The 23406-nt window shown below is 67.7% G+C and carries 24 protein-coding genes and 2 tRNA genes; 11 read left to right on the top strand and 15 right to left on the bottom strand.

The features are described from left to right. Position 1: 1 nt before the first annotated feature. Together ACP7C5_RS14595 and ACP7C5_RS14590 are read right to left on the bottom strand one after the other, a co-directional pair. The gene (locus ACP7C5_RS14595; protein ID WP_426264792.1) at positions 2 to 1228 is read right to left on the bottom strand and encodes a pyridoxal-dependent decarboxylase, exosortase A system-associated; all 1227 of its coding nucleotides are present in this window, start codon (positions 1226 to 1228) and stop codon (positions 2 to 4) included. After that, positions 1225 to 2724, bottom strand: a complete 1500-nt coding sequence (locus tag ACP7C5_RS14590) for an acyl-CoA ligase (AMP-forming), exosortase A system-associated (protein ID WP_426264791.1) — start codon at positions 2722 to 2724, stop codon at positions 1225 to 1227. The genes ACP7C5_RS14595 and ACP7C5_RS14590 overlap by 4 nt, the downstream gene beginning before the upstream one ends. Before the next feature lie 116 nt (positions 2725 to 2840). Here ACP7C5_RS14590 and ACP7C5_RS14585 point away from each other — a divergent pair, with 116 nt between their 5' ends. Genes ACP7C5_RS14585 through ACP7C5_RS14575 form a run of 3 tightly spaced genes read left to right on the top strand, consistent with a single transcriptional unit; the run spans position 2841 to position 4592 of the window. Further along, positions 2841 to 3113: an acyl carrier protein gene (locus tag ACP7C5_RS14585; RefSeq protein ID WP_133187375.1), complete on the top strand. Its 273-nt coding sequence runs from the start codon at positions 2841 to 2843 to the stop codon at positions 3111 to 3113. 10 nt (positions 3114 to 3123) lie between these two features. Further along, complete coding sequence (locus ACP7C5_RS14580; protein WP_426264790.1) at positions 3124 to 3837, top strand: hypothetical protein; 714 nt, start codon at positions 3124 to 3126, stop codon at positions 3835 to 3837. Continuing rightward, the gene (locus ACP7C5_RS14575; protein ID WP_426264789.1) at positions 3825 to 4592 is read left to right on the top strand and encodes a hydrolase 1, exosortase A system-associated; all 768 of its coding nucleotides are present in this window, start codon (positions 3825 to 3827) and stop codon (positions 4590 to 4592) included. Before ACP7C5_RS14580 ends, ACP7C5_RS14575 begins: the two co-directional genes overlap by 13 nt. A gap of 132 nt (positions 4593 to 4724) precedes the next feature. Here the strand turns inward: ACP7C5_RS14575 and trxB are convergent, their stop codons facing one another. Together trxB and ACP7C5_RS14565 are read right to left on the bottom strand one after the other, a co-directional pair. Continuing rightward, positions 4725 to 5690: a thioredoxin-disulfide reductase gene (gene trxB, locus ACP7C5_RS14570; protein WP_133187369.1), complete on the bottom strand. Its 966-nt coding sequence runs from the start codon at positions 5688 to 5690 to the stop codon at positions 4725 to 4727. 100 nt (positions 5691 to 5790) lie between these two features. After that, positions 5791 to 6171, bottom strand: a complete 381-nt coding sequence (locus tag ACP7C5_RS14565; RefSeq protein WP_133187367.1) for a VOC family protein — start codon at positions 6169 to 6171, stop codon at positions 5791 to 5793. A gap of 185 nt (positions 6172 to 6356) precedes the next feature. Here ACP7C5_RS14565 and ACP7C5_RS14560 point away from each other — a divergent pair, with 185 nt between their 5' ends. Together ACP7C5_RS14560 and ACP7C5_RS14555 are read left to right on the top strand one after the other, a co-directional pair. Beyond that, positions 6357 to 6806 carry a hypothetical protein gene (locus ACP7C5_RS14560; RefSeq protein ID WP_189676877.1) on the top strand — a complete coding sequence of 150 codons (450 nt, stop codon included), beginning with the start codon at positions 6357 to 6359 and terminating at the stop codon, positions 6804 to 6806. Between the two features lie 113 nt (positions 6807 to 6919). Beyond that, the gene (locus ACP7C5_RS14555; RefSeq protein WP_426264788.1) at positions 6920 to 7960 is read left to right on the top strand and encodes an aldo/keto reductase; all 1041 of its coding nucleotides are present in this window, start codon (positions 6920 to 6922) and stop codon (positions 7958 to 7960) included. 171 nt (positions 7961 to 8131) lie between these two features. On the opposite strand, the gene ACP7C5_RS14550 is transcribed toward ACP7C5_RS14555, so the two are convergent. The 4 genes from ACP7C5_RS14550 to ACP7C5_RS14535 form a co-directional block, all read right to left on the bottom strand. Further along, positions 8132 to 8208, bottom strand: a tRNA-Met gene (locus tag ACP7C5_RS14550). Positions 8209 to 8305: 97 nt separating this feature from the next. Beyond that, positions 8306 to 8833: a 2'-5' RNA ligase family protein gene (locus ACP7C5_RS14545; protein ID WP_426264787.1), complete on the bottom strand. Its 528-nt coding sequence runs from the start codon at positions 8831 to 8833 to the stop codon at positions 8306 to 8308. Continuing rightward, on the bottom strand, positions 8830 to 10713 hold the full coding sequence (locus tag ACP7C5_RS14540; protein ID WP_240699092.1) for a potassium transporter Kup: 1884 nt from the start codon (positions 10711 to 10713) through the stop codon (positions 8830 to 8832). The genes ACP7C5_RS14545 and ACP7C5_RS14540 overlap by 4 nt, the downstream gene beginning before the upstream one ends. A gap of 197 nt (positions 10714 to 10910) precedes the next feature. Beyond that, positions 10911 to 11351 carry an Lrp/AsnC family transcriptional regulator gene (locus ACP7C5_RS14535; RefSeq protein ID WP_133187359.1) on the bottom strand — a complete coding sequence of 147 codons (441 nt, stop codon included), beginning with the start codon at positions 11349 to 11351 and terminating at the stop codon, positions 10911 to 10913. 131 nt (positions 11352 to 11482) lie between these two features. On the opposite strand from ACP7C5_RS14535, the gene ald reads away from it, so the two are divergent. Together ald and ACP7C5_RS14525 are read left to right on the top strand one after the other, a co-directional pair. After that, a complete protein-coding gene (gene ald, locus ACP7C5_RS14530; protein WP_426264786.1) occupies positions 11483 to 12589 on the top strand; it encodes an alanine dehydrogenase in 1107 nt (368 codons plus the stop codon). A gap of 311 nt (positions 12590 to 12900) precedes the next feature. Continuing rightward, entirely contained in the window at positions 12901 to 13728 is an 828-nt protein-coding gene (locus ACP7C5_RS14525; RefSeq protein ID WP_426264785.1) for a hypothetical protein, read from the top strand. Between the two features lie 124 nt (positions 13729 to 13852). On the opposite strand, the gene ACP7C5_RS14520 is transcribed toward ACP7C5_RS14525, so the two are convergent. Next, positions 13853 to 14194 (bottom strand): hypothetical protein, encoded by a 342-nt coding sequence (locus ACP7C5_RS14520; protein WP_189676871.1) that lies wholly within the window; start codon positions 14192 to 14194, stop codon positions 13853 to 13855. Positions 14195 to 14411: 217 nt separating this feature from the next. Here ACP7C5_RS14520 and ACP7C5_RS14515 point away from each other — a divergent pair, with 217 nt between their 5' ends. Together ACP7C5_RS14515 and ACP7C5_RS14510 are read left to right on the top strand one after the other, a co-directional pair. Next, complete coding sequence (locus tag ACP7C5_RS14515; protein ID WP_426264784.1) at positions 14412 to 15731, top strand: hypothetical protein; 1320 nt, start codon at positions 14412 to 14414, stop codon at positions 15729 to 15731. Positions 15732 to 15776: 45 nt separating this feature from the next. Further along, the gene (locus ACP7C5_RS14510) at positions 15777 to 17789 is read left to right on the top strand and encodes a TonB-dependent receptor (protein ID WP_426264783.1); all 2013 of its coding nucleotides are present in this window, start codon (positions 15777 to 15779) and stop codon (positions 17787 to 17789) included. 21 nt (positions 17790 to 17810) lie between these two features. Here ACP7C5_RS14510 and ACP7C5_RS14505 read toward each other — a convergent pair whose 3' ends face one another. From ACP7C5_RS14505 to ACP7C5_RS14495, 3 genes are all read right to left on the bottom strand, one after another. Continuing rightward, complete coding sequence (locus ACP7C5_RS14505; RefSeq protein ID WP_426264782.1) at positions 17811 to 18911, bottom strand: DUF475 domain-containing protein; 1101 nt, start codon at positions 18909 to 18911, stop codon at positions 17811 to 17813. Positions 18912 to 19139: 228 nt separating this feature from the next. Then, positions 19140 to 19216 (bottom strand) — tRNA-Pro (locus ACP7C5_RS14500). 82 nt (positions 19217 to 19298) lie between these two features. Beyond that, the gene (locus ACP7C5_RS14495; RefSeq protein ID WP_189676858.1) at positions 19299 to 19676 is read right to left on the bottom strand and encodes a hypothetical protein; all 378 of its coding nucleotides are present in this window, start codon (positions 19674 to 19676) and stop codon (positions 19299 to 19301) included. 175 nt (positions 19677 to 19851) lie between these two features. On the opposite strand from ACP7C5_RS14495, the gene ACP7C5_RS14490 reads away from it, so the two are divergent. Then, positions 19852 to 21141, top strand: a complete 1290-nt coding sequence (locus tag ACP7C5_RS14490) for an adenylosuccinate synthase (RefSeq protein ID WP_426264781.1) — start codon at positions 19852 to 19854, stop codon at positions 21139 to 21141. An 85-nt stretch (positions 21142 to 21226) separates the two neighbouring features. Continuing rightward, positions 21227 to 21532, top strand: a complete 306-nt coding sequence (locus ACP7C5_RS14485; RefSeq protein ID WP_426264780.1) for a hypothetical protein — start codon at positions 21227 to 21229, stop codon at positions 21530 to 21532. A 329-nt stretch (positions 21533 to 21861) separates the two neighbouring features. Here the strand turns inward: ACP7C5_RS14485 and aroC are convergent, their stop codons facing one another. Genes aroC through ACP7C5_RS14470 form a run of 3 tightly spaced genes read right to left on the bottom strand, consistent with a single transcriptional unit; the run spans position 21862 to position 23406 of the window. Beyond that, a complete protein-coding gene (gene aroC, locus ACP7C5_RS14480; protein ID WP_133187339.1) occupies positions 21862 to 22929 on the bottom strand; it encodes a chorismate synthase in 1068 nt (355 codons plus the stop codon). Continuing rightward, positions 22926 to 23180: a DUF2442 domain-containing protein gene (locus tag ACP7C5_RS14475; RefSeq protein WP_426264779.1), complete on the bottom strand. Its 255-nt coding sequence runs from the start codon at positions 23178 to 23180 to the stop codon at positions 22926 to 22928. Before ACP7C5_RS14475 ends, aroC begins: the two co-directional genes overlap by 4 nt. Next, the gene (locus ACP7C5_RS14470) at positions 23164 to 23406 is read right to left on the bottom strand and encodes a DUF4160 domain-containing protein (RefSeq protein ID WP_426264778.1); all 243 of its coding nucleotides are present in this window, start codon (positions 23404 to 23406) and stop codon (positions 23164 to 23166) included. The genes ACP7C5_RS14475 and ACP7C5_RS14470 overlap by 17 nt, the downstream gene beginning before the upstream one ends.

Raw genomic sequence — 23406 nt, 5'->3', positions numbered from 1 at the left:
GTTAGGAATGCTCGGCCAGCGTTTCCAACGGGAGCGGATGCCCCAGAAACGCCGTCGGGCTTGCCGAGACTCCGTATCCGCCGGCCATGAACACCGCAACCAGATCGCCGACCGCGGCGACGGGCAACGTGACGCGATCGGCGAGCCGATCGAGCGGGGTGCACAGCGGCCCGACGACGCTGACGACCTCTGTCGGCGCACCGGCAGCGGCGGTGGCGATGCTCACCGGATAGTTGCGCTTGACCACCGTGCCGAGATTGCCCGTCGCCGCGAGCTGATGGTGCAGCCCGCCATCGACGACGAGGAAGGTCTCGCCGCGACTCTCCTTCCGGTCGACGACGCGCGTGAGATAGACCCCCGCCTCGCCGACGAGCCAGCGCCCGAGCTCGATCGCAAAGCCCGTGTCGCGCAAGGCCGCGCTGCGGGTGGCGAGTGTTTCCGCGAGCGCCGCGCCGATCACGGCGATGTCGAGCGGCACTTCGCCCGGGAAATACGGGATGCCGAAGCCGCCACCGAGATTGACGAGCGGCGGCGTCACGCCGATTTCCTCGGCGAGCCGCCCGGCCAGCGCCATCGTCGTCGCCTGCGTATCGATGATCGCCCGCGCGTCGAGCGCTTGCGAACCCGCGTAGATATGCAAACCGCGCCAGTCCGCCCCGCCCGCAATCACATCGCGGGCGAGCGCCGCGGCGCGATCGGCGTCGATCCCGAACGGCGACGCACGCCCCCCCATCCGCATCCCCGATCCGCGCAGCTCGATCTCGGGATTGACCCGGATGGCGAGGCGCGGCGTGATGCCGAGTCGGTCGCCGATGCCGAGCGCGCGCGTCGCCTCGCCGGTCGATTCGAGGTTGATCGTGACCCCGGCCTCGATCGCAGCCGTAAGCTCGTCGTCGCGCTTGCCCGGGCCTGCGAAGCTGATCGTCTGCGGCGCCTTGCCCGCCGCGAGCGCCATCGTCAGCTCGCCGCCCGAGGCGATGTCGAGCCCGTCAACCAAAGGCGCCATCGCCGCGAGCAGCGGCGCGAACGGGTTGGCCTTGATCGCATAATGCAAGTCGATGCCAGGAAAGGCCGCGCGGAAGCGGGCGATCCGCGCTTCGACCGCTCCCCTGTCATAGACGAACAGCGGCGTATCGCCCGCCATCGCCACCCAATCCGCGGCGCTGCGCCCGGCGATCGTGAGCGGGGCACCGGCAAAGTCGGCGGGGATCGTACCCATCGGTTTCATGACGTCAGTTCCGCTTTGATCGCTGCCCGGTCGAGCTTGCCATTGGCATTGCGCGGCAGCTCGGCGCGCCATTCGTAGCGCGTCGGCTGCTGGAAGCTCGGCAGATCGCGCCGCAAGCGCGCGCGCAGATCGGCCTCGCGCGCACCGTCGCCCCGCGCCACCACGACGATCGCCTGGCCGAGCCGCGGATCGGGCACGCCGAGCGCGACCGCCTCGACGGTCTCGCCGCCCGCCACGACGGCTTCCTCGATCTCGGTCGGGCTGATGCGGTTGCCGGCACTCTTGATCATCTCGTCGTCGCGCCCGACGAAGCGCAACAGGCCTTCGTCGTCGATCACCGCCGTATCGCCCGACCACACCGCCATTCCGCCCGATGTCGACCAGGCCGGTGCGGGACGGAAACGCTGCGCGGTGCGCTCGGCATCGCGCCAATATCCTTGCGCGACCAGCGGCCCGGCATGGACGAGCTCACCCGGCTCGCCCGCCGCGGCTTGCGATCCGTCGGGCCGAACGATCATTACCTCGGCAAAGGGGATCGCGCGGCCGATCGAATCCGGATGAGCGGCGACCAGCGCGGGGGCAAGATAGGTCGAGCGGAACGCCTCGGTGAGCCCGTACATCGGGTAGAGATCGGCCTGCGGGAACCGCGCCCGCACCCCGGCGACGAGCGGCGCGGTCAACGCTCCGCCCGAATTGGTCAGGCGCTTCAAACGGCGTGCCGCGGCATCGGGCCACTCGGCTTCGAGCAACTGGACCCACAGCGGCGGGACGCCCGCGAGCGTCGTCGCGCCGACGCGCTCGACCGCCTTCACGACATCGCGCGCCGTCAGATAATCGAGCGGCGCATAACTGGCGCCCGCCGCCCAGGTCGAGAAGAGCTGGTTCTGCCCATAATCGAAGCTCAGCGGCAGCACGCCGAGCACGCGGTCGTCGGGCGTCAGCGCGAGATAGTGCGCGACGCTGATCGCGCCGAGCCAGAGATTGGCGTGGCTGAGCATGACCCCCTTCGGCCGCCCGGTCGATCCCGACGTATAGAGAATTGCGGCAAGCGTTTCGGGATCACTGTCGGATGGCGGTAAGTGACCCTGCCCGCTCATTTCATCTTCCAGGAAAACTGCACAGCCGGCGGGGATATCACCGCTTTCCAACGTATCGCGTCGGCTCGCTTGCGTCAGCAGCGCTGCCGCCCCGCTGTCGGCCAGAATATAGGCGACCTGCGCACGCTTGAGCATCGGGTTGATCGGAACATGCACGAGGCCCGCGCGTGGCGCCGCCATCGGCAATACGCACGCCAGCCGTGTCTTGGGCAGCCAGCTCGCGACCCGCGCACCCGGCGCATAGCCCTGCGCCGCCAGCCACGCCGCCACTTCGCCCGTCATCCGCTCGAGCCCGTCGAAGTCGAGCGTCCCCGCGCGATCGATCATCGCCACCGCATCGCCACGCCCGAACGCGGGCAGCGTATCGATGGGCCGGGGGATTGGGTCGAGCGCAAGCATGCCCCCTGATAGCGAACGCGGCTTGGCTGTGAAGGGCTCGCGCGGGGGCGGCTCTTGGCATTGCCCGGCCCAGTCTCTATCGCGGTGCAACATAACGGCTAGAACCGGGGCTCCTTGTGCTTCCAGATGATTACGACCAGATCGATTCGACCGTCCGCGCGACGTTGCGCGACGTGCTGGGGCTGAGCGAGGCGCGTGCGGCCGAGTTGCGCGCAGAGACGCCGCTGTTCGGCGCGATGCCCGAACTCGACTCGATGGCGGTCGCTGGCCTGCTGACCGAGATCGAGGAGCGGCTCGGCATCCTGATCGAGGATGACGAGGTCGATGGCGAAATGCTCGAGACCTATGGCAGCCTCGTCCGCTTCGCCGCGGCCAAGGCGCCGCGATGACGCTACCCGCTTGATCGACTCGTACGAGACGCGCCGCGGCCGCGAGGCCATGCTGCGTTTCGGGCCGGCGAGCGGGCCGATCGCAGTGGTGGCACTGCCGCTGTTCGAGGAGGCCAATCGCGTCCGCGCGCTGGCAGTAGCGATCTGCCGCGCCCTTGCACGCCGCGGTGTGGGCAGCTTGCTCCCCGACGTGCCGGGCCAGGGCGAAAGCCTCGTTCCGCTCGAGCAGTGCGGCATCGGCGATTTCAGCGACGGCATTGCCGACGCGATCAAGCTTGAGCGCGCCGACGGTCGCCGCTGTTACGGCGTGTCGATCCGCAGCGGCGCGCTGCTCGACACGACGGCCGCATTGGACGGTCGCTGGCAGCTTGCGCCGCAGGACGGCGCGAGCGTGCTGCGCGGCCTCAAGCGGATCAAGCAAGCCGCCGCGCGGGCGGGAACGGTACTGGGCGATCGTTGGCATCTCGATGCCGACGCGCCGATCGAGATTGCGGGCAACCGCATCGCGCCGAGTCTGCTGACCGATCTCTCGCGGCGTATCCCGTGGACTGCCGCGGATGGGGGATTCGTCCGGACCGTCCGGCTCGCGACCGACACGATGCCGGCCGATCGGCATGTCCCCGGCGCACCGCTGTGGCGACGCGCCGAGCCGGATTCGGACCCTGCGCTCGCGACGTTGCTCGCCGACGATATTGCCGACTGGATTACCACATGCGGAGGCTGATCCGCTTCGCCTGCACGGGCGACACGCTGTTCGGCACGCTGGATGAAGCGCCGGGCAAGACCGGGCTGCTGATCGTCTCGGGCGGCAACGAGATCCGGATCGGCGCGCACCGCGGGATGGCGCTGCTGGCCGAGCGCCTTGCGGCGCGGGGGATCCCGGTGCTGCGCTTCGACCGGCGCGGGATCGGCGATTCGACGGGGACGAACGGCGGGTTTCTGACCTCGGGCCCCGATATCGGGTGCGCCGCGGCGACCTTCAGCGCGGAGGCGGGGATCGAACGGCTCGTCGGTTTCGGCAATTGCGACGCGGCGACGGCGCTTGCGCTGTTCGGCGCGACCGCCGGGATCGACCGGCTGATCCTCGCCAACCCCTGGGTGATCGAGGAAACCGACGCGCTACCGCCCGCAGCCGCGATCCGCGCGCGCTATGCCGAGAAGCTGAAAGACCCGCGCGAATGGCTGCGGCTCGCGCGCGGCGGGGTCAATTTGTCCAAGCTGGCCGGTGGGTTGGCCAAGGTTGCGCAGAGCAAACCTGAAGCCGCCGAGAGCCTGGCGGCGCGACTGCGCGCGGCATTGGCGGCGAGCCGGATCGACACGACGATCCTGCTCGCGGCGCGCGACACCACCGCGATCGCGTTTCGCGACGGGTGGGACGGGCCGGTCGCGCTGTGCGACACCGACAGCCACAGCTTCGCGCATTCGAGCGATGCGGCGTGGCTGGAGGCGCAGATATTCAGCGCGGTAACGCGCGTCTAGAGTTTGATCGACGCCCCCTAAACCGTCACCCCGGGCCTGTCCCGGGGTCCACCGGGATGCATATCCTGCCCATGCAGACTCTTTGGCGCGGTGCCCCCCGGCACGAGGCCGGGGTGACGAAGAATGAGGCTCTTACTCCGCCGCCTCGGCCAGCTCGAATTCAGCCTCTGCCAGGAACTTCTCGGCATCGAGCGCCGCCATGCAGCCCGTTCCCGCCGCGGTCACCGCCTGGCGGTAGATCTTGTCCATCACGTCGCCGCAGGCGAAGACGCCCGGCACGCTGGTCCGCGTCGAACCCGTCTCGACCCATAGATAATGGTCCTCGTCGAGCTTCAGATGCCCGCGGAACAGTTCGGTCGCGGGATGATGCCCGATCGCGACGAAGCCGCCCTCGGTCTCGAGCCGCGACTTTTCGCCGGTCACGGTGTCGACCAGATCGATCGCGACCAGCCCGGCATTGCCGCCGCCATCGACGAATTGGTCGACTTCCTTGTTCCACAAAACGGTCACGCCCTTGTGCGCGAACAGCCGCTCCTGGAGGATGCGCTCGGCGCGTAGCGAACTGCGGCGGTGGATCAGCGTCACGTCGGGCGAATGGTTGGTGAGGTACAGCGCTTCCTCGACCGCGGTGTTGCCGCCGCCGATCACTGCGACCTTCTTGCCGCGATAGAAGAAGCCGTCGCACGTCGCGCAGGCGCTGACGCCCTTGCCCTTCAACGCTTCCTCGCTGTCGAGCCCAAGCCACTTGGCCTGCGCGCCGGTCGCGATGATCAGCACCTCGCCTTCATAGACGTCGCCGCTGTCGCCGGTTAGCCGGAACGGGCGCTGCGACAGGTCGACCGCGACGATCGTGTCGTACATCAGCGTCGTGCCGACATGCTCGGCCTGCTTCTGCATCTGCTCCATCAGCCACGGCCCCTGGATGACGTCGGCAAAGCCGGGATAATTCTCGACATCGGTCGTCGTCATCAGCTGCCCGCCGGGCTGGATGCCCTGGACGAGGATCGGCTTCATCCCCGCGCGTGCGCCATAAATGGCGGCGGAGAGGCCGGCGGGCCCCGAACCAAGGATCAACATGCGGGTGTGGTGAGTGGTCATGATGGCTTTCATCCTGTCGGCCCGCTGCCTCTAGGGGAGCAGCGGGCCGGCCAATGAGATGGGAGGTCGTAGACAGCGCGCAAGACCGCGCCGTGCGAGATCAGGCAGGGATGCGATACATGCTGCACAACTTGTTCCCGGCAGGATCGCGCAGGTAAGCCAGATAGAGCTTGCCGAAACCGCCTTCGCGCACGCCGGGATCGTTCTCGATCGGCGTGCCACCTGCCGCGACACCGGCAGCGTGCCACGCATCGACCTGCTCGGGCGACGCACCGGCAAAGCCGATCGTCCCGCCATTGGCGTGGCAGGCTTCCGCACCGTCGATCGGCTTGGTGACGATGAACAGCCCGCCTGCGTGCATATAGACGAGCCGACCGCTGTTTTCGACTGCGGGCTTGGCGCCGAGCGCACCGAGCGTCGCATCATAAAATGCGCGCGAGGCCTCGAGATCGTTTGATCCGACCATGACGTGGCTGAACATAGCGTGCTCCGTGATTGCGCCGCGCACCGTGCAGCGGCAGTGCGTCGCGGCTAGCGCATTTGCCGCGGACACGAAAGACACCTGTGCACGCGCTGCCCGCACGCCTGGGCGCAAACGATACGCCGCTTGTCGGAACGCCCGCCCACGCCCTATCTCCAATGCTACCGCAGGAACGCCGCTCGCTTATGCTTAGCCAACTCGAACAGGTCAGCGCCAATCTGGCCGCGGCGCGTGCGCTCCGCGCCGAAGGCGTGCCGTATCGCGTGATCGGGCGTCGGCTGGCGTTGACGACGAGCCAGCTCGGCCACATCCGCCGCACGCTCAAGCGCGAGAAGGCCGGGCAGACGCGCTTGCACCGGACGATGCCGGGCGCGACCGCGCGCGACTTTCCGGTCGGCCGGTCCGCCTTGCCCGCGGGGCTGCGCGGGATCCTGACCCGCGCCGGATACCGCACGCTCGGCGATCTCGCCGATCGAATCGCCGATCGCGACCAGCCCGGGCTCGAGACGATGCCGGGCCTCGGCCCCGTTCGCATCCGCCTGGTCCGCGCGCTGCTGGACGAATTCGGGCTGCGTGCCGGGTCGAGCGATTTGCAGGCAGAGATCGAGGCGCTGTTTCCAGATTTGCGCGATTAGGCCGCGTACCATCCGCCGCCGGCAACCCGGCGACTGGAGCCATTCGGCGCGTCATGCTTTAATGCGAGGACCGCCTGCCCCACGCTCCGCGGGCGGCTTCGGAAGGAATCTCCATGCGCTACAATAAGCTTGGCCGCACCGGCCTGTTCGTCTCGGAACTGTGTCTCGGCACAATGACCTTCGGCGGCGGCGACGACATGTGGGGCAAGATCGGCCAGCTCGGCCAGGACGAAGCCGATGCGCTGGTCCGCGTCGCGATCGATGGCGGGATCAATTTCATCGACACCGCCAACGTCTATTCAAACGGCCGCTCGGAAGAGATCACCGGCCAGGCGATCCGCAACCTCGGCCTCAAGCGCGAAGAGATCGTCGTCGCGACCAAGGCGTTCGGCGAGATGGGTGCAGGCCCCAACGGCCGCGGCGCATCGCGCTATCATCTGATCGACGCGTGCAAGGCGAGCCTCAAGCGGCTCCAGCTCGATCATATCGATCTCTACCAGATCCACGGCTTCGACCCCGCCACGCCGATCGAGGAGACGCTGCGCGCGCTCGATACGCTCGTCCAGCATGGCCATGTCCGCTATATCGGCGTGTCGAACTGGGCGGCGTGGCAGATCGTCAAGGCGCTCGGCGAATCGGCGCGGCTCGGGCTGCACCGCTTCGCCTCGCTCCAGGCCTATTACACCATCGCCAGCCGCGACCTCGAGCGCGAGATCGTGCCCGCGCTCCTCTCGGAGGAAGTCGGGCTGATGGTGTGGAGCCCGCTCGCCGGGGGCTTCCTGTCGGGCAAATATGACCGCGCCGACGAGAGCAAGACCGATGGCCGCCGCGCGACCTTCGACTTCCCGCCGATCGACAAGAATCGCGGTTATGCCATCATCGACGTGATGCGCCCGATCGCCGAGGCGCACGGCGTCTCGGTCGCGCAGATCGCGCTCGCCTGGCTGCTCCACCAGAAGGCGGTGTCGAGCGTGATCGTCGGCGCCAAGCGGCCCGACCAGCTGACCGACAATCTTGCCGCGACCAAGGTCGAACTGTCGTCCGACGATCTCGCCAAGCTTGGCGAGACGAGCGCTTTGCCTGCGGAATATCCCGGCTGGATGTTCGAGCGTCAGGGCGAATATCGCCGCACGCTGCTCGAGAAGATGCGCTGACGCCCGCGCCCGGTTTGCCTGTGCGGGCGGGCCGGGCATTGGGACCCACTGTCACCCCGGGCTTGTCCCGGGGCCCACCGCCGGAGGCATCGCGCGCACCCCGGTAGACCCCGCGACGAGCCCGGGGTGACGACGTTATATGCCGCGCTAACGACTACACATGAAAAGGGATGGTAGCGAAGGAGGGACTTGAACCCCCGACCCCAGGATTATGATTCCCGTGCTCTAACCAACTGAGCTACTTCGCCGTGGCCCCGGCTAAACCGGAGCGTGCCGCTGTGTGCGAGGCGCGGGCTATAAGTAGGCGCATCCGGGCGGTCAACCCACCTTTGCGCCGGTTTCGTCTCAAGCGAACATATGGCGCGAAAGCGGCTCCCACGGGCCGCCGCGATACCACCAGCTCGCCAGCCCCGCGAGGCGAACGGTGCGGGGCTGGAAATCGCGCGCGAGCTCGGCCTGCAGCGCCTTGGCGACGGCGGGCTCGACCTTGTTCTGCACCGTGACATGCGGCCGCCAGCCCGCGCGGTCCTGCGGCGTCAGCACCGCGGAAAAGGCATCGGCGAGCCGATCGCGGATATCCTCCAGCGCGGGCGATTCGATGCGGAACGCGACACCGCGGCCGAGCGACATAAGCCCCGCGATCCGCGCCTCGGGCGCACGCACGCGGCTGGTCTCCGCCGCGAGCCGCTGCTTGAGCTCGCGCTCGAGGCTCGGCGCGAGGTGGTGGAACATCGTCAGATGCGCCTTGAGCTGGTTGCGCTCGGGCGGAAAGTGCCGGACGCGCAAATCATCGAACCAGGCCGCATCGCCCGCACCGAACAGCGCGGTGACGATGATCGGCGCAGGGCCCGACGCGGGAATGACCTCGCTCAAATCTCGAGCTGGCTGCCGAGTTCGACCACGCGGTTGGTCGGCAGGCGGAAGAACTCCATCGCGCTTTCGGCGTTGCGCAGCATCCACGAGAAGAGCTTCTCGCGCCACAGCATCATCCCCGGGCGCGACGACGGCAGCAGCGTCTGGCGCGACAGGAAGAAGCTTGTGTCGATCATGCGGAAATCGGCACCGCAGCGATGCACGTTGGCGAGCGCCACCGGGACGTCGGGCTCCTCGATGAAGCCGTAGCGCAGCACCATGCGGTGGAAGCCGGCCCCCAGATCCTCGATCATGCAGCGATGCCCCTCGGACACATAGGGGACGTCGGCGATCTTGATCGTCAGCAGGATGATCCGCTCGTGGAGCACTTTGTTGTGCTTGAGGTTGTGCAGCAGCGCGTGCGGCACACCCTCGGGCGAGGAGGTCATGAACACCGCAGTGCCGGGCACGCGCGTCGCCGAGGTGGCGGCGGACTGGATGAAGATTTTGATCGGCATCGCGCCCTCGCGCATCCGGTCGATCATCAGCTGCCGTCCCTTCGACCAGGTCGTCAGGATCGTGAAGATGATCAAGCCGACCAGCAGCGGGAACCAGCCGCCCGCCGGGACCTTGGTCAGGTTCGCCGAGAAATAGGCGCCGTCGACCAGGAAGAACACCGCGAGCAACGGCAGCGCATAATAGACCGGCCAGTTCCACAGCCGGAACAGGACGACGCTAAGCAGGCAGGTGTCGATGAACATCGCCCCCGTCACCGCGATCCCATAGGCCGACGTGAGGTTGGACGAGGTGCGGAAGAAGATCACCAGCAGCAGGACCATCGTCAGCAACAGCCAGTTGACCAGCGGAATGTAGATTTGCCCGACCGTCGCCGCGCTGGTATGCTCGATCCGCAGCCGCGGCATGAAGCCAAGCTGGATCGCCTGCTGCGTCACCGAGAAGGCACCCGAGATCACCGCCTGCGATGCGATCACTGCGGCCATCGTCGCGAGGATGACGAGCGGCAGCTGGAGGCTGTCCGAGGCGAGCATGTAGAACGGGCTCTCGAGCGCGGGCTGGCCCATCCGCGACAGCAGCGCCCCCTGCCCCATGTAATTCATCATCAGCGCGGGCAGCACGACGAACAGCCACGACACGCGGATCGGGTTGCGACCGAAATGCCCCATGTCGGCGTACAGTGCCTCGGCGCCGGTCACCGCGAGCACGACCGAGCCGAGCGCGAGGAACGCGCGCAGCGGATCGAGCGCGAAGAACTCAACGGCATAGTGCGGCGAGAAGGCCCAGAGAATGTCGGGCGTCTTGACGATGCTGAGCACGCCGAGCGTCGCGATCACCGCGAAATAGACCAGCATGATCGGGCCGAAGAACAGCCCGACGCGCGCGGTCCCGCTGCGCTGGATCCAGAACAGGGCGATGATGATGGTCATCGCGATCGGCATGACGAGATTGCCGAGCCCGGGCGAGACGACCGCGAGCCCCTCGACCGCCGACAGCACCGACACCGCCGGGGTGATCATCGAATCGCCATAGAACAGCGCGGTCGCGAACACGCCGAGCAGGATGATCCCGCGCGACCAGCGCTTGTTCTTGGTACGCCCGTTGACCAAAGCGAGCAGCGCCAGGCTGCCGCCCTCGCCCTTATTGTCGGCGCGCATGATGATCGTGACGTATTTCAGGCTGACGACGATCATCATCGACCAGAACATCAGGCTGACGACGCCCATGATGTGGACCGGATCGAGCGCGAGCTTGTGATGCCCGGCGAAGGTTTCGCGAAAGGCGTAGATCGGGCTGGTGCCGATGTCGCCGAAGACGATGCCGATCGCGCCCAAAGCGAGCTTTGCGAGACCGTCCTTGCCGTGATGGGGGGCGTCTTCGCCGATCGTATCGGGCGTCGAATCGCGATTGGCGGGCAGGTCGCCCGCACTTGCCTGAGTGGTCGTCACGCTAAGGGTGTTCTTGCCCGGATTTCATGCAGATAGGTCATGGATGACGGCTAAGCCTCGGTCCCGATGGTGCGGCGCAATAGCACGCGGCAATGCCCCCCGCAACGCCATGTACAGCGCATGTTCAGACACGCTCAATCCTCGGTCGCGAGCGTGCGGATTGTGAATTGCGTGACGAGCCGGTGGACGCCTGGAAGTGCCGAAAGGACTTCGCGGTGGATCCGCTCGTAGCTGTCATCCTCGCGGACCAGCACCTTGAGCAGATAATCCGATTCGCCGCTCATCAAATGCGCCTCGCTGACTTGCAGCGTGCGCGCGAGCGCTTGCTCGAACTGCTGCATCGTCGCCTGGCGCTGGTCGGTCAGCGTGACCGAAACGAACACCGTCGAGGGATTGCCGCGTGCGGCGCGCGACAGGCGGGCGCGGTAGCCGAGGATCATCCCCTGCTGCTCGAGCGTCTTGACGCGACGATGCGCGGCCGAGGGCGAAAGGCCGACGCGCTCGCCGAGCGCCTCGCTCGTTAGCCCCGACTCTTGCCCGAGCTGTGCGATGATCTTGCTGTCGATCGTATCCATCCGGGACGCTGTTGCGCGGGCGTGGCACGTTTTGCAATACAATCCCGATCTGCCTCGCCTTGCGGACGAGTTTGCACGCACTTCCCGCTCGCGCTGCTGTAGAAGGGCCGCACTCAATAGGAGAGTTTGCGATGCGCATCGGCGTTCCCAAGGAAATCAAGAACCACGAATATCGTGTCGGCCTGACCCCTCCCTCGGTCTCCGACCTCGTCGCCGCAGGGCACAGCGTTGCGGTCGAGACCGGCGCGGGCCTCGGCATCGACTTCGAGGACCAGGATTATGTCGCCGCCGGTGCGACGATCCTGCCCGACGCCGCGGCTGTGTTCGCGCAGAGCGACATGATCGTGAAGGTCAAGGAGCCGCAGGCGAGCGAGATAGCGCTGCTCGAACCGCGCCATTTGCTCTTTACCTACCTCCATCTCGCCGCCGACAAGCCGCAGGCCGAAGGGCTGATGAAGTCGGGCGCGACGTGCATCGCGTACGAGACCGTCACCGCACCCGACCGCTCGCTGCCGCTGCTCAAGCCGATGTCCGAAGTCGCCGGGCGCATGTCGATCCAGGTCGGCGCGCACTATCTCGAGAAGGAGCAAGGCGGCCGCGGCATCCTGCTCGGCGGCGTGCCGGGCGTGGCGCCGGCCAAGGTCGCGATCCTCGGCGGCGGCGTCTCGGGCGTCAACGCCGCGCAGATGGCGGTCGGCATGCGCGCCGACGTGACGATCTACGACATCTCGAACGCACGGCTTGCCGAGCTCGACATGTTCTTCGGTAGCCAGATCAAGACCGCCTATGCCTCGCGCGCGGCGATCGCGGCGGCGGTCAAGAGCGCGCATCTCGTGATCGGCGCGGTGCTCGTCCCCGGCGCGGCGGCGCCCAAGCTCGTCACGCGCGACATGCTCAAGACGATGAAGCGCGGCTCGGTTCTGGTCGACATCGCGATCGACCAGGGCGGCTGCTTCGAGACAAGCCATGCGACGACGCACGAGGACCCGGTGTTCGAAGTCGACGGCGTGATCCATTATTGCGTCGCCAACATGCCGGGCGCGGTCGCGCGGACCTCGGCGTTCGCGCTCAACAATGCGACGCTGCCGTTCGTGCTCAAGCTTGCGACGCTGGGGGCCGAAGGCGCGATGGCGGCTGATGCGCATCTCGCCAACGGGCTCAACGTCTCGGCGGGCAAGATCCGGCACCAGGCGGTGGCGGATGCGCTCGACCTGCCGTTCGAGGCGTGGGCTGGCTGAGGCTGGGGCTGGCTGATCGGGGAGCGCCCGCCGTGCGATGGCGGGCGTTTTTGCGACGAACCGAGTTAGTTGACTCGATTGACCCCAAGACGCGCAATCTTCAAGCGCGATCGTTTCCATTTTGGTGCCAATGCCGACTGTGCGGGCCGGCGATTTCAAAGAGCCGGGAGACGTATACCACAGGCGCGGGGTTGTAGGACAGCGGCCCTGTCGGATCGGGCGGACGCAGCCCGCGATCCCAAGATATTCGCCCGCAGCGGGATTGCCAACGCGCGTGGCTTCGTCCAGCCTCCGGCCATCGGGGGAAGACGATGTCACTGATTTTCGCTGCAGTCTTGGCCGCGGCCGGCGTTCAGGCGTCGGACGCTCCGCCTGCCGCGCCGGCATTGCCCGGCGCCGCTCCACCGCTCCCGTCCGCCGAACAGCGGGTTGCCCAATCCGCCAGCATCGGCCGGCTGCTCTACCTTTTCGACCGGGCGGCCTGGACGAGCACGGATGCGGTGACCGCAACCGTTCCCAAGGACCAACTCACCGGCGTCGGCGGCTATGTCGTCGAGCTGGCCGATCCGCAGACCTTGCGAGTCACCTATTATCGCGGCGCGGGCGACGCGGCGCGGGCGTTCTTCGTCGCGGATGTGCGCGCCGGTCAGGTCGTCCGCAAGGAATTGCTCGCCACCCCCGTCGCGTTGAGCGCAGATCAGGCGATCCTCGCGCGCGCCCGTACCGTGGCAGCGGCACGGGCGGTCGAGCGCGCGTACAAGCCCTGCACCGCTTTCCCGTTCAACACCGTCGTCCTGCCGTCGCGCAACGGCGGTCCGATCGCGGTGTACCTGTTGTCCGCGATGCCCGATGCGACGACCTATCCGATGGGCGGGAATTATCGCATCGTCGTGGCACCCGACGGCACCGTGGTCTCGTCGCGCCCGTATACGGTGAGCTGTCTCAATTTGGCGGTGCCGAAGCTTCCAGCCGGCGCCAAGCCGGTCGGCGTCACCGTTACGCATCTGCTCGATCCCGTACCCACCGAGATCCATGTCTTTGCATCGTACAGCCTGAAGATGCCGGTGTTCGTCGCCACCTCCGATAAGCAGGTCTGGGTGGTGCGGGGCAGCAGCATTACGCTCGCGAAATTGAAATGATGTCGCGCGGCGGGCGACGGTCGCGGTGTTGAGACCGCGACTTATTCGCCCCTAGGCTCCTGCGCCGAGCGCCAGGTGTTCGCCCGAACCCCCGCGCGATCCGGGATCGGCCTGGGACGGCCGATCAGACGCAGCGGCGCCGCGGGACCAGGCTTCCCATCTCGACGCGCGAATGGCCGAGAATGTCGCAGGCTTTGCCGCGGATATACGCGATGTGCTGGGGGGTGAATGTCCCGCCATCCTGGCGCAACAACGTCTCGGCCTCGGCCTTGAGCGCGTTGGCGCGCGCCAGCTTTGCAGCGCGCATCGTCGGGGTTTCCGAAGACGGCGCGGCGTTCAGGCTTTCGATCGACGTTCGATAGGTGCTGTAGTTCGGGGCGCCCATTCCGCCGTCGAGAACAGTCGTTTGCGCGCTGGCGGATACAGCGGTCGTCGCCGCCACGCCAAGTATCAGCAGTTTGATCATCGTACCTACTCCCTGTCGAACAGTGATGGAGAAATGCGTACAAGAGCCGCTTGTGTTCGCGATAGTATCCGCCTGCATCTACGGCAAAGCAATCGAGAAATGGCGATCGAACGGCGGGTCCGGTCTCGCCATCCGGGCAGGCTCGCGTCAGCCATCCCGCTCGTCACGCGAGCGCTTTCCCGTTCCCGCCGCACCGGCAATCCGCTATTATACAAGAGTGCGCATTTCCCCCCTCGCAACCGCCCTTCTCCTCATCCCGGCCAGCGCCTGGGCGCAGTCGGCCGCGCCGATCATCCCGACGCAGATCGCGCAGCCTCCCGCTATCACGGCGACAGCATTCCCGCTGATCGACACCAAGACCACCCCGCCCCCGCTCGTCGCGCTGCCGATCGTCGAAACCGCCGCCACCGCGCGCGCGGAAGATGCCGCCGAATATGCCAAGCTCTTCGCGGTCCCCTTACGCGAGGCGATCGCACGGCTGGCAGTGCAGGATGCGAGCGTTCCCGTCACCGATGCGATCGCCGAGCGGTATCGCGACCGGCTCGCCGGGATCGCGATCGAGCATCGCCCGGCCTATCGCATCGTCGTCAATCTCACCGGCACCGCCCCCGTCGCGCCCGAGCAGATCAGCGCGGGCGGCATAACCGTGCCGATCGTGTTCCGCCCCGGCGCCGCGGTCACGCGCGAGCGCGTGATCTGGGCGATGACCAATCACCAGGCGGCGATCCGCGCCGCTTTGCGCACCCCGCCCGGCATGGGGCTCGATCCGCACACCGGCGCGCTCGTCGTGACGATCGGCAGCAGCGACGCCGCCGAGGGCGCCGCCAGCCTCGAGCAGCGGCTCGGCGCGATCGCGGGCGTGCCGGTCAAGGTCCGCGCGCTCAACCAGAAGGACGTCAACCTCTCGCCCGAGGGCGGCGCGCGAGTCGAGGGGCTCAACCCTGACGACAAGCGGCGCTATGTCTGCACCACCGGCTTCAACATCACCGACGGCGTGCGCAGCGCGGTGACGACGGCGGCGCACTGCGTCGACCATCTCGACTATCGCGGTGCACGCGGGGTGATCGAGCCGCTCAGCTTCGTCGGGCAATGGGGCTGGGGCTATCGCGACGTCCAGATCAACGCCGCGCTCGGGCCGTTGCCGCCGACCTTCTATGCCGATGCCGCGCGGGCGCGGCTGCGCCCGGTAACGGGCAGCCGCGGCCGCGCGAGCACGCGCGCGGGTGATTTCGTGTGCCATCGTGGCGAGCGCACCGGCTATAGCTGCGCGCTCGTCCAGCTCACCGATTTCGCGCCCGCGGGGGATCTGTGCGGCGGGCCGTGCCTGCCGACCTGGGTCACCGTGTCGGGCCCGACGTGCAAGGGCGGCGACAGCGGATCGCCGGTGTTCAGCGGCACCACCGCGCTCGGCATATTGAAGGGCGCGAGCTATCGCGGCGACGGGTCGTGTGCGTTTTATTTCTACATGTCGCTCGATTATCTGCCAGAGGGCTGGTCGCTGCTGCAGGCGATGCCGGGCGTCGTCCCGACGGGATGACGCGCGGCGGCGCCGATCTTCTCCCGATCAGGTCTGGCCTCACCTATGTATCGCGTATCGCTCCTCCCGCTGCTCGCCCTTGCAGCACCCCTTCCCGCGCTTGGGCAGCAGGCTCCGCCGCCAGCGCCGAGCGACGGACCCGACATCGTGGTGCTGGGCCAGCCCTTGCCCGTCCCGCCCGGCGTGCCCGCTTATGGCTCGGTGACGATCTCGCGCGACCGGCTGACGGGGGATGCCTCGGGCCGGGTCGAGGACGTGCTGCTCGATGTCGCGGGCTTCCAGCAATTCCGCCGCGCCGACAGCCGCTCAGCCAATCCCTCGGCGCAGGGCGTGACGCTGCGCGCGCTCGGCGGCAACGCCTCGAGCCGCGCGCTGGTGCTGCTCGACGGGGTGCCGCTCGCCGATCCCTTCTTCGGCTATATCCCGTTCAACGCGATTGCGGCGGATCGGCTCGGCGGGGTGCGGGTGACGCGCGGCGGCGGGGCGGGCGCGTTCGGTGCGGGGGCGGTCGCGGGGACGATCGAGCTGGTGAGCGCGGCGCGGCGCGACGTGCCGTTGCTTGCCGGCGAGGCGTTTTATGGCAGCAACAATGCGCAAGAGGTGTCGGCGAGCGTCTCGCCTAACGTGGGCGGCGGGTTCGTCAGTCTCTCGGGCAAGTTCGAGCGGGGCGACGGGTACTACACCACGCCCGACAGCCAGATCACCGCGGCGAGCGTGCGCGCGCGCTATCGCGACTGGTCGGGCGGGATGCGCGCGGTCGTGCCCCTTGATGCCGCGACCGAGATCCAGGCGCGCGGGCTGCTCTATCGCGACAATCGGACCTTGCGCTTCGCGGGCGCGGACAGCAGTTCGCAGGCCAATGATGCCAGCGTCCGGCTGATCCATCGCGGGGCCTGGGCGATCGACGCGCTCGCCTATGTCCAGACGCGGAACTTCACCAACCGCGTGATCAGCGCGACCACCGCCAAGCTGACGCTCGACCAGCGCAACACGCCCGCCACGGGGCTCGGCGGCAAGATCGAGCTGCGTCCGCCGGTCGGGGCCGATCACGTGCTGCGCGTCGGGGTGGATGCGCGGCTCGGCGACGGGACGCTGTACGAGGACGCCTATGCCGCGAGCGGGCTCGTCACGACGCGGCGCACGGCGGGCGGCAAGACCAGCACGCTTGGCGCGTTCGTCGAGGATGACTGGACGCTCGGGCGGCTCGTGCTGACCGCGGGTGTGCGCGGCGACCGCTGGACGATCACCCGGGGCTTCTTCCGCGAGGCGAATGCGGCGGGGTCGGTCACCACGCAGGCACGCTACGGCGACCGCGACGGGTTCGAGGCGACGGGCCGCGCCGGGGCGCTGTTCTACGCGAGCGACGCGATCGCGCTGCGCACCGCGGCCTATACCGGCTTCCGGCTGCCGACGCTCAACGAGCTGTATCGCCCGTTCGTCGTCTTTCCGATCACGACGCAGGCGAATGCCGCGCTCGGGCTCGAGCGGTTGCGCGGGGTCGAGGGCGGGATCGACCTTACGCCCGTCGCCGGGGTGACGCTTGGCGTGACCGCGTTCTACAACCGGCTCGACGGCGCGATCGCGAACGTGACGATCGCGCCCAACCTGCGCCAGCGGCGGAATGTCGCTGCGATCGTCGCCAGGGGGATCGAGCTGACCGGGCATGCGGCGCACGGCGCGCTCTCGCTCGACGCGTCCTATGCGTATAGCGACAGCCGCGTTCGCGCATCGGGCCGGCAAGCGCCGCTCGACGGCCTGATCCCGGCGCAAAGCCCGCGCCACACGGGGAGTGCGACGCTTGGTTGGGGCCGCAACGGCTTCGGCGCGTCGGCGACGGTGCGCTATGTCGGCGATCAGTTCGAGGACGATCTCCAGACGGGGCTGCTGCCTGCGGTGACGACGCTCGACGGGGTGATCACGCTGCCGCTCGGCCACCGCGTGTCGATCGTCGCGCGCGCGGAGAATGTGCTCGATGCGACGGTGCTGACGCGCAATGCCGGCGGATCGATCGACCTCGGCACGCCGCGTACGCTGTGGATCGGCGTGCGGCTACGCTGAGGCCTTTGCCAGGCGGCTTGCTCAGCGCGTACGGCTGTCGGGCTGACAATCGCCGTCGGGCAGGATCACCTCGCCTACGCCGTTATCGGCATAGTCGCCGGGATGGCGCTTGCGGTGGCGGACCGAGGCGAACAGCGACAGCGCGATGATCGCCGCGCCGATCAGCCCGGTGACGATCTCGGGCGTCTCGATGCGGATGCTGAGCAGCATGATCGTTGCGAGCGCGAGGATCGCGTAGAAGGCGCCGTGCTCGAGATAGCGGAACTCGGCGAGGTGGCCGCCATGGACGAGCGCGACGGTCATCGAGCGCACGAACATCGCGCCGATGCCGAGCCCGATCGCAATCAGCACGATGTCGTTGGTGATCGCGAACGCGCCGATCACGCCGTCGAACGAGAAGCTCGCGTCGAGGAACTCGAGATAGATAAACGCCCCCAGCCCCGAGCGGACCACCGCCCCGGTCGCGTGATCGACATCGCCGCCGACGAGCGCGCCGATCCAGTGGACGCAGAAGAACGCCGCCACCCCGCAAAACGCCGCGATCAGGAACGTCTGCCGCGGCGCGCCGGAAAGCACGAACGACAGGCCGACGATCACCACCGCGACGACGAAATAGGCCGCGAACGGCATCCGCGCGACGACGGCAAGCGGGCGCTCGATCCACGACAGCCAGACATGCTCGCGATCGGGGTCGAAGAAGAACGACAGCCCGACGAGCAGCAGGAACGCGCCGCCGAACCCCGAAATCCCGATATGCGCGCCGGTGACGATCGCCTCGTAGCGCGCCTGGTCGACCACCGCGATCCGCGCCGCCTCCCACGGCGAAATCATCGCCGAAACCGCGACGATCAGAATCGGGAAGACGATCCGCATCCCGAACACCGCGATCAGCACGCCCCAGGTGAGGAAGCGGCGTTGCCAGATCGGCGCCATGTCCTTGAGGATCGAGGCGTTGACGACGGCATTGTCGAGGCTGAGCGACGTCTCCATCGCGCCGAGCACCGCCGCGACAAAGACGAACTGGCCAGCAAGCTCGATCCCGCCGCCCTGCCAGAAAGCGAGCCCGCCCGCGAGCAGCAGGCAGACGATCGTGAACAGGATCGAGCCGTAGAAATTCTTCATCGCGCCCCGAGAGACGATTTGCGGCGGTTTTGCAACTGGTCTGCGCGTTGCAGATCAGCGGGCCGGGTTTTGTCGGATCTGATCGGCGAGGCGAGATCGTCGGCGTTGCGAGACCGGGCGTTCGACGCTCTTACCGGCATGCGGTATCAAGCAGTCGTCATTAGCGATGAGGAACCTACTGATCGCGGTAATCCGACAAGCGGCTGTTTCAGCGTATTTTTTGGAAAATGGTCGGGGAGACAGGATTCGAACCTGCGACATCCTGCTCCCAAAGCAGGCGCGCTACCGGACTGCGCCACTCCCCGACGCTCGATGCGCTTAGGGGGGTGCGCCGAGAAGCGCAAGCGTCCTCGCAGATTTCCGTTCGCGCAGCCCGCGCGGCGTTTCCTAGCGCCGATACCCGAACCGGCTGCTTTCGAACGCCACCGTCGCTGCCGCCGAATCGCCCAGCGGGATCTGCGCGACGCCGTATAGCGAGCGCAGGCCGTTCGAGCCGACCATCGCGCCGACCTCGCCGTGGATGCCGAGCGTCTTGCGCTCCGCTTCGGGCATTTCGCCACGCGCGGCGGCGGCGCTTTCGGGGGTGGCGTGGTCGAGGATCGCGCGGCGCTGTTCGTCGGTCAGCCGGATCGTGTCGGTCGAGGGCGCCGCCTCGGGCACGGGGACAGCCTGAGCAAACACCGCGACCGGCGCGCAGGCGAAGGCCGCCGCCAGCGCGAGACGGAGCACAGGTGCGGGACGAACGGCGTGCGGCGAAAGTATCATGGCAACTGTCTAATCCGATGAACCCGTCTCCAGCATGAACCGCGCGCCGATAATTGGCAACGCGCGCAGCGGCGCTTCGACCCGTCGCGCGCACGCGTGGCGCGCATTAGACATGGACCCCCCGCCCCCCTCGCATTAGGGCTGCACCGAAAACGTAACAATCAGGCAGAACACCGTGGGAAACGTAGCAGTAATCGGCGCCCAATGGGGCGATGAGGGCAAGGGCAAGATCGTCGACTGGCTCGCCGAGCGCGCCGATGTCGTCGTGCGCTTCCAGGGCGGGCACAATGCCGGCCATACGCTCGTCGTCGGCGAGAGCGTCTACAAGCTGTCGCTGCTGCCCTCGGGGATCGTGCGCGGCACGCCGTCGGTGATCGGCAATGGCGTGGTGCTCGATCCATGGGCGCTGAAGGCCGAAGTCGAGAAGCTGCGCGGCCAGGGCGTGACGATCACCCCCGACACGCTGATGGTGTCGGACACCTGCGCGCTGATCCTGCCGTTCCACCGCGACCTCGACGGGCTGCGCGAGGACGCCTCGGGCGCCGGCAAGATCGGCACGACGCGGCGCGGCATCGGCCCCGCTTATGAAGACAAGGTCGGCCGCCGTGCGATCCGCGTGTGCGATCTCGCGCACCTCGACGCGCTCGACGCGCAACTCGACCGCATCAGCGCGCATCACGACGCGCTGCGAGCGGGCTTCGGCGAGCCGCCGGTCGATCGCGCCGCCTTGGTCGAGGCGTTGCGCGAAATCGCGCCGTTTGTCCTGCCTTTCGCCAAGCCGACCTGGCGCAACCTCAACGCCGCCAAGGCCGCGGGCAAGCGCATCCTGTTCGAGGGCGCACAGGGCGTGCTGCTCGACGTCGACCATGGCACCTATCCGTTCGTCACCTCGTCGAACACGATCTCGGGCACGGCTGCGGGGGGCTCGGGCCTTGGGCCGAGCGCGGTCGGCTTCGTGCTGGGCATCGCCAAGGCCTATACGACGCGCGTCGGCTCGGGCCCCTTCCCGACCGAGCTCGAAGACGCGACCGGCGAAAAGCTTGGCGTCCGCGGGCATGAGTTCGGCACCGTCACCGGGCGCAAGCGCCGCTGCGGCTGGTTCGATTCGGTGCTGGTGCGCCAGTCGGCTGCGGTCGGCGGGATCACCGGGATCGCGCTCACCAAGATCGACGTGCTCGACGGCTTCGACGAAGTGAAGATCTGCACTGGCTACCGCCTGCGCGGCGAGACGCTCGATTATTATCCCGCGCATGCGGCCGACCAGGCCGAGGTCGAGCCGATCTATGAGACGATGCCCGGCTGGCAGGAAACCACCGCAGGTGCGCGCAGCTGGGCGGACCTGCCGGCGCAAGCGATCAAATATATCCGCCGGATCGAAGAACTGATCCGCTGCCCGGTCGCGCTGGTCTCGACCAGCCCCGAGCGCGAGGACACGATCCTCGTGCGCGATCCTTTCTCCGACTGATGCACAAAAAACCCCGGCCGCGCTTGCGCGCGACCGGGGGCCGTGACGAACCGAAGGGGAACGCGATTACATCGGGCGCTTCTTCTTGGACTTGCTCTTCGTCGTGGTGGTCGTCGAGTCAGTCGGCGTCTGGGTCGACATGGTCGAGTCGGTGGTGGACGTCGTCGTTGCGGTCGAATCCGGCGTCGACATGGCGGGGTCTGCGGTCGTTGGTGCAGGCGTGCCCGGGGTCATCGTGCTCGGCGCGGAAGTCATCGGATCAGAAGTCGACGGCGACGACGTGGTCGGCGCACCGGGCGATGCCGGCGTGGTCTGCGCGAGTGCTGCCGACGAGAGCGTCATTGCGGCAATTGCGGTAAGGGTTGCGATACGCATGGGTCTGTCCTTTTGAATGACGTGACCATCAAATGGGTCAGTCTTAAGAACGCGCTCCTCGGCAATTGGTCGCTCCACCTATCGCTATAAAGCAACAATTTGCCTTCTTGTTACAGATGTCGATGCGAAGGACGCGACTAGGTCGCGGTGTCTTTCAATATGCACCGCAGTGCAGCAGGACGTTTCACGGAACGATCCACCGCGCGTTTCAAGGAAACCAAAGACGAATGCGTCACCCCAGCGAAAGCTGGGTCTCAAGCGGCCTCGGTCCGCCCTTGCCGCTTGAGATCCCAGCTTGCGCTGGGATGACGGGTGGTTGTGGCGAAACGCAACCGCGCCGCGCCGTCAGCCGATCTGCGCGCGGTGCATCAGCTTCTGGTCGGCAAGGACGAGCGCGACCATCGCCGCGACCACCGGCGCACCGCGAATCCCGACGCATGGATCGTGGCGGCCCTTGGTCATGATCTCGGTCGCCGCGCCGTCGCGGTCGATCGTCTCGACGGGAGTGAGGATCGAGGCGGTCGGCTTGAACGCGACGCGCAGCGTGATCGGCTGCCCGGTCGCGATTCCGCCGGCGATCCCACCGGCATGGTTGGCGAGGAAGGCAGGGCCGTTGTCGCCGGGGCGCATCGCGTCGGCATTGTCCTCGCCGCGCAGCGTCGCCGCGGTGAAGCCGTCGCCGATCTCGACGCCCTTGACCGCGTTGATCCCCATGCAGGCGGCGGCGAGCTCGGCATCGAGCTTGGCATAGAGCGGCGCGCCCCAGCCGGCGGGCACGCCCGTCGCCGCGCAGCCGATCACCGCGCCGAGCGACGATCCGGCTTTCCGCGCGGTGTCGACCAGGCCTTCCCAGCGGGCTGCCGCGACCGGGTCGGGGCAGAAGAACGGGTTGCGGCCGATCTCGGCGGCGTCGAAATTGGCAGGGTCGATAGCATCGCCGCCGATCGCCTCGACCCAGGCGGTGATCGTCACCTCGGGGATCACCAGCCGCGCGACCGCGCCAGCGGCGACACGCGAGGCGGTCTCGCGCGCCGAGGAGCGCCCGCCGCCGCGATAATCGCGGAAGCCGTATTTGGCGTCATAGGCGTAGTCGGCATGGCCGGGGCGATACGCCTTGGCGACGTCGCTATAATCCTTCGAGCGCTGATCGACATTGTCGATCATCAGGCTGATCGGCGTGCCGGTGGTGCGCCCCTCGAACACGCCCGACAGGATGCGGACCTGGTCTGGCTCCTGCCGCTGCGTCGTGAAGCGCGAGGTGCCGGGGCGGCGCTGGTCGAGGAAGGGCTGGAGATCGGTCTCGGTGATCGCGATGCCGGGCGGGCAGCCATCGACGACGGCGCCGATCGCGGGGCCGTGGGACTCACCCCAGGTGGTGAAGCGGAACGCGTGGCCGAAGGTGTTGTAGCTCATGCGGCGTCGCGCGACGGACGCGTCATGTCCCTGCGCCCCGCCAGAAGACCATCGACCGAGATGTCTTCGTCCAGCGCATCCCAGTGCAAGCCGTAGGGGCTCACCTCCACAGCCGCCCGTTGCTCGGGGGACGCGTGCAGGAGTCGCGGGAACCACGCCAGCGGGATGCCCAGCGTTCGACCGTCCTCGAGATCGACCCACATCGCATCGTCATCGAACCGGGCCGCCATCGGCCTAGGAGAAGTGTCCATTCCACGCGTCCTCAATCTCATCGCGACGGGCTTCGATCAGTATCGCCAATTTTCGCAGGGCGCGAAAGTCCAGGCCTCGGCTGCGCGCGTGCCGGACGTTCGGACGCAGCCAGAATTTTGCTTCGCCGTCGGCGTTGCGGGCATGAACGTGCGGCGGCTCGCGCGGATCGCCTTCTTCGGAGTAGAAGAAGAACCGGTATCCGTCCTGCCTGAAGACGACCGGCAC

It is taken from the genome of Sphingomonas sp. PWP1-2, assembly GCF_049898305.1.
GTDB lineage: Bacteria > Pseudomonadota > Alphaproteobacteria > Sphingomonadales > Sphingomonadaceae > Sphingomonas > Sphingomonas glacialis.
Note: the sequence above shows the minus strand (reverse complement) of the source record. Positions and strands in the feature narration are given on the sequence as shown.

What these genes read in the sequence shown, in the direction of transcription:
- ACP7C5_RS14525 (WP_426264785.1), top strand. Translation starts at nt 12,901, where the DNA reads ATGTCACTGATTTTCGCTGCAGTCTTGGCCGCGGCCGGCGTTCAGGCG.
- ACP7C5_RS14495 (WP_189676858.1), bottom strand. Translation starts at nt 19,676, where the DNA reads ATGATACTTTCGCCGCACGCCGTTCGTCCCGCACCTGTGCTCCGTCTC.
- ACP7C5_RS14505 (WP_426264782.1), bottom strand. Translation starts at nt 18,911, where the DNA reads ATGAAGAATTTCTACGGCTCGATCCTGTTCACGATCGTCTGCCTGCTG.
- ACP7C5_RS14555 (WP_426264788.1), top strand. Translation starts at nt 6,920, where the DNA reads ATGCGCTACAATAAGCTTGGCCGCACCGGCCTGTTCGTCTCGGAACTG.
- ald (WP_426264786.1), top strand. Translation starts at nt 11,483, where the DNA reads ATGCGCATCGGCGTTCCCAAGGAAATCAAGAACCACGAATATCGTGTC.
- ACP7C5_RS14595 (WP_426264792.1), bottom strand. Translation starts at nt 1,228, where the DNA reads ATGAAACCGATGGGTACGATCCCCGCCGACTTTGCCGGTGCCCCGCTC.
- ACP7C5_RS14535 (WP_133187359.1), bottom strand. Translation starts at nt 11,351, where the DNA reads ATGGATACGATCGACAGCAAGATCATCGCACAGCTCGGGCAAGAGTCG.
- ACP7C5_RS14510 (WP_426264783.1), top strand. Translation starts at nt 15,777, where the DNA reads ATGTATCGCGTATCGCTCCTCCCGCTGCTCGCCCTTGCAGCACCCCTT.
- trxB (WP_133187369.1), bottom strand. Translation starts at nt 5,690, where the DNA reads ATGACCACTCACCACACCCGCATGTTGATCCTTGGTTCGGGGCCCGCC.
- ACP7C5_RS14520 (WP_189676871.1), bottom strand. Translation starts at nt 14,194, where the DNA reads ATGATCAAACTGCTGATACTTGGCGTGGCGGCGACGACCGCTGTATCC.
- ACP7C5_RS14590 (WP_426264791.1), bottom strand. Translation starts at nt 2,724, where the DNA reads ATGCTTGCGCTCGACCCAATCCCCCGGCCCATCGATACGCTGCCCGCG.
- ACP7C5_RS14560 (WP_189676877.1), top strand. Translation starts at nt 6,357, where the DNA reads ATGCTTAGCCAACTCGAACAGGTCAGCGCCAATCTGGCCGCGGCGCGT.
- ACP7C5_RS14475 (WP_426264779.1), bottom strand. Translation starts at nt 23,180, where the DNA reads ATGGACACTTCTCCTAGGCCGATGGCGGCCCGGTTCGATGACGATGCG.
- ACP7C5_RS14575 (WP_426264789.1), top strand. Translation starts at nt 3,825, where the DNA reads ATGCGGAGGCTGATCCGCTTCGCCTGCACGGGCGACACGCTGTTCGGC.
- ACP7C5_RS14565 (WP_133187367.1), bottom strand. Translation starts at nt 6,171, where the DNA reads ATGTTCAGCCACGTCATGGTCGGATCAAACGATCTCGAGGCCTCGCGC.
- aroC (WP_133187339.1), bottom strand. Translation starts at nt 22,929, where the DNA reads ATGAGCTACAACACCTTCGGCCACGCGTTCCGCTTCACCACCTGGGGT.